Origin of the sequence: Microcystis sp. M53602_WE12 (assembly GCF_030065455.1) — a bacterium.
Lineage (GTDB): Bacteria > Cyanobacteriota > Cyanobacteriia > Cyanobacteriales > Microcystaceae > Microcystis > Microcystis aeruginosa.
Window position 1 is genome coordinate 1 of the sequence record NZ_JASJFB010000036.1, and the last position, 3,921, is coordinate 3,921.

The following is a 3,921-nucleotide window of genomic DNA, read 5'->3' on the forward strand; positions in this document are numbered from 1 at the left end:
ACCCAATTTACCCGCTACATCCGAGTTAACGCGGTCTCTTAAGCGACAGACCTTGACTTTTTGCCCGATTTCCATTACTTCCACAGTTTTAATAAGACGATAATTCAATAAACCAATCCTAAGTTTAATATAAATTCGTGTCAGATAAACCCCCCAATGATCTTCGGTCATTGGTCTTTCTAAGATCATCTGCACTCAGCGATCATATATACTAAGACATTGAACAAAATCAACTTCTTGCTTAGGATAGGCAAAAGACAAAAGGCAAAAGGCAATAGGCAAGAGGTAAGAGGTAGTTAGATAAGTAGCTGGTTATAATTGAATTAAAAATGGATTTTAGGTTCGATCCCCCCTGCCCCCCTTGATAAGGGTGGTGCCGATAGGCGGGGGGATCTACCCTTAATAAGGGGGGCATCTGAAAGTTTTCAATACCTACCTATGTGCGATTAATTGTGTCTAACTACTCAAAAAAGGAGTTTTATTTGGTTTCTGGGGCAGGATTTTGCAGATTTTCCAGTTGTTCTCTTTGCTTGCGTTTAAACTCCTCAGCCGCTTCGTTGATATTATTGAGGGTATCTTCCTGAAATTCCGATCCGTCCCGGCTACGGCGAAAATTACTATTATGAATCAAGTCTAAAGGATTAAAACCACCGAGATCATCCCTGCCATCGGAACTACGTTCATTTTTTTGATAGTCCGGTTGACTGGGGTTCAAGCTTTGAGCTAACACTTGCGGACTAAAATCAGCGCCGACTAATAAAATAGTAGCTAGGAATAAAGACGATTTGATTAACATTTTTTGAGTATTCATAATCTGACTAACTCCTCAGAAAATTAAGTGGGTAGGTGTTAAAAGTTGTCAGCCCCCCCCTTATCAAGGGGGGCGGGGGGGATCAGAGGCAAAATCTATCTTCAATTTAATTATAACTACTTACTTGTCTAGTTTTTGGTTGTGAGAAAGTTGCAGGCTTTTCAGTGAAAGTAAACTGATAACTGATAACTGATAACTGATAACTGATTTAAGCAAAACGACGACGAAGTAAGGGCTGAATTGCCAAAAGGATTAGCAGATCAAAAGCTAAGAGCAGGCCTAAAACTGTCAAGAAATTGAGGTCAAGCCAAGGGGTTTGTAAGACTATGCTATCAAAAGACCAGTGCTGATTGAAATAAATATAACGGATCGGTTCGATCGCATAGGTAAGAGGGTTGAGACTAGCGATTACTTGTAACCAATCTGCCATAAAGTTTAAGGGTGCGAGGGCGGTACTGGCAAATAAAAGCGGTAAATTGGTGACGAAAATGACGGCGATTAATTCGATATGTCCGGGGAGAGCAAAGGTTAAACTGAGACTTAAGGCAGTCATCCCCAAAACGATTAGGAACACAATCAAAGCGATCGCACCTAATCCGGCTAAACTAGGCCACCCGGCCCCTAAAAAGGCACTAGCGGCCACGATCGAGGCGGTTTGGATGAAACTGAGGGCGATAATATAGATGGTAGAAGCGGCCACGATCGAGTAACGAGTGGTTAAAGGTGCCACCAAGAGACGGTTAAGGAAGCCAAATTCTCGATCGAACATTACCGGTAAACCGGCATTTAAGGCCCCAGAAAAAGCGGTAAAGACAATCACCCCGGGGGCGAGAAATTTAGCATAACTGAGATCGTTGCCGAATAGACCCTGGGGGGCATTATAAAACAATGCCCCGAATAAAATCAGCCACATAAATGGCTGAATTACCCCCGCGATTAGGGTTGAAGGACGACGTTGTAATTGGATGAACAGACGTTTAGTCATGGCCAGAGTTTCTTGCAGAAATTCCCCTAGTACATTTCCCCCATCGTCCACCGTTGCTGCTCTAGTGGGATTGGGGGCTAAACTAGCTTTTAAGGAAGAAGGTGTGATGGTTTGGCTCATGAAATATTTACCTCAAAAGGGAAGGGTTTAGGTAGAGATTTTGGGATTGTCACTCTCAATCCCCAGCAAGCTAACAGTTTTATTTTAAAGTGAACAGAAGGATATAGCAGTTATCTTTATTTTGAGGCGATAAGTCTCTGGTTTTAGGGAAAACCAGAACTCATGTATCAGTTAAGCGTACTTGCATTAGGGAACGCACCCGACAAAATTGCGATCACAATACCAGCTAATGATGCATCCCACCCATTGGATTGCGATCACCAAACCAAGCCATTAACCAAGTTTGCATCTGCCGAATTTCCCGGTGCTGGCTAGTGGCAATGTTCTCAGCAAAGGGCTGGACAGCCTGATGCTTCACCAGATTATGATTCAGGAGCATTTGCGACATCATCACGGCTCCCATATGATGTTTAATCATATCTTGTAAAAAAGTTTGCTCTAGGGCATCGCCCTGAAGTTGACTCAGATCGCGCATCATGGGAACGTAGGAGACGCTAATATTCCTTCCGGGATACCACTCATTGAGCCAGTTTTTCATCTGAGCAATTTCAGCAGTTTGCACTTGAATGATATTTTCAGCAAACTGCCTCATCTCAGGACGACTAGTGCGTTCCAGAATAACCTGGGCGGTATCGATTGCCTCCTGATGGTGGGGAATCATTTGGGCAAGATAGTTAAACTCGCTACTGACCTGCATATGATGCATCCCACCCATGCCGTTGGGAGAAAATTGAGCAGAGGCGGAATCTGGAGAATTTCCAGATGGACGTGTCAGAAGTAAAGTTGAGGTTGCAGCCAACCCAAGAGCGGCAACCGCCCCCAGCACAATAATGGCTTTATTTTTCATGGGAGAAACCATTTACAAACCTCACTATACTATAGCACCTGCCCAAAAGTAACCGGAACTATCTTGACCAAGAAATTGGCAGTCTAACGGCTGAACTCACCCGCCGTCGTTAACTTCCGATAAGGCTCAGACGGTAACTGATGAGCCTTTCTTTGTCAACTCTTGAGGTTGATGCGTTTCATTTTTGAATTGGCGTATTGTTCTTCAGGTAGAATCTGAAAATAGCGTTCCCAGGTTCTACCTGGGAACGAGGTAGGAGGCGCGGGTTTCCTCTCTCTTTTTTTGGGGGGTTTTGATAGTTAACGTCAGTTCGGGATAAGGGTGGAAAGAAAAGGCGGGGGCTAGTAAGCTGAAAAATATATAAACTCAGCACCCCCAACCCATCTATGTCTAGTCTAGAAGCTCTTTTCTGTCATGTCGACGACGGATGCCGTGTATTTGAACCTAAATTAGAACAGACAAGGCTTTGGTCCGATAATAAAGCTCGTAAACGTGGCAAAATCTTGACTTTAAGCGAAATTATGACCATCCTGATCGCTTTCCATCAAAACCACTACCGTAATTTTAAACATTTCTACCTCGATCATGTTTGTGTCTACTGGCGACAAGAGTTCCCTCAACTGCCTAGCTATCAACGTTTTATCGAATGGATACCCTCGACTCTCATCCCCTTATGCGTTTACTTGAAGCATTGTTTTGGTCGTTGCACGGGGATTAGCTTTGTCGATGCCACCAAAATTCAGGTCTGCCATAATCGCCGCATCAGTAGTCATCGGGTGTTTGACAATTTAGCCGCACGGGGAAAAACCTCTGTGGACTGGTTTTTTGGCTTTAAACTGCATTTACTGGTGAACGAGGAAGGAGAATTGCTCAATAGAATTCTCTCCATTTGCTAAAATGATAGCCATGTATATAGAAAAAGTTCCTAACCGTAATTCCCCCCCCGCTGTTCTTCGACCAGAGTCCTACCGAGAAGGAGATCAAGTCAAAAAAAGAACCCTTGCCAATCTCTCAAAATTACCCGATGATATTATCGACAATCTGAAACTGGCTCTTAAAGGAGCAACACTGTCAATGACTGAAGGCATTCCCAATCATTTTGAAGTGATTAGAAGTCTTCCTCATGGTCATGTGATGGCTATTTTAGAGACGATTAAA

General features: G+C 43.6%; 5 protein-coding genes and 1 pseudogene. 2 read left to right on the plus strand and 4 right to left on the minus strand.

Annotated features, from left to right (window positions below; translation table 11 throughout):
- From petP to PX482_RS01480, 4 genes are all read right to left on the minus strand, one after another.
- Positions 1-189 (minus strand): cytochrome b6-f complex subunit PetP (gene petP, locus PX482_RS27985; protein ID WP_502888549.1); only part of this gene is annotated, 189 nt, incomplete at its 3' end.
- Between the two features lie 289 nt (positions 190-478).
- Positions 479-811, minus strand: coding sequence for a hypothetical protein (locus tag PX482_RS01470; protein WP_004266750.1), 333 nt, complete (start codon positions 809-811; stop codon positions 479-481).
- A gap of 208 nt (positions 812-1,019) precedes the next feature.
- Positions 1,020-1,916, minus strand: coding sequence for an ABC transporter permease (locus PX482_RS01475; RefSeq protein ID WP_288026370.1), 897 nt, complete (start codon positions 1,914-1,916; stop codon positions 1,020-1,022).
- Positions 1,917-2,142: 226 nt separating this feature from the next.
- Positions 2,143-2,775 (minus strand): DUF305 domain-containing protein, encoded by a 633-nt coding sequence (locus PX482_RS01480; RefSeq protein ID WP_004159682.1) that lies wholly within the window; start codon positions 2,773-2,775, stop codon positions 2,143-2,145.
- A 374-nt stretch (positions 2,776-3,149) separates the two neighbouring features.
- Here PX482_RS01480 and PX482_RS01485 point away from each other — a divergent pair.
- Positions 3,150-3,638, plus strand: a pseudogene (locus tag PX482_RS01485) (transposase); the annotation flags it as partial.
- A 31-nt stretch (positions 3,639-3,669) separates the two neighbouring features.
- Positions 3,670-3,921: IS1634 family transposase N-terminal domain-related protein (locus tag PX482_RS01490; protein ID WP_502888550.1), on the plus strand; the 252-nt coding region annotated here is incomplete at its 3' end.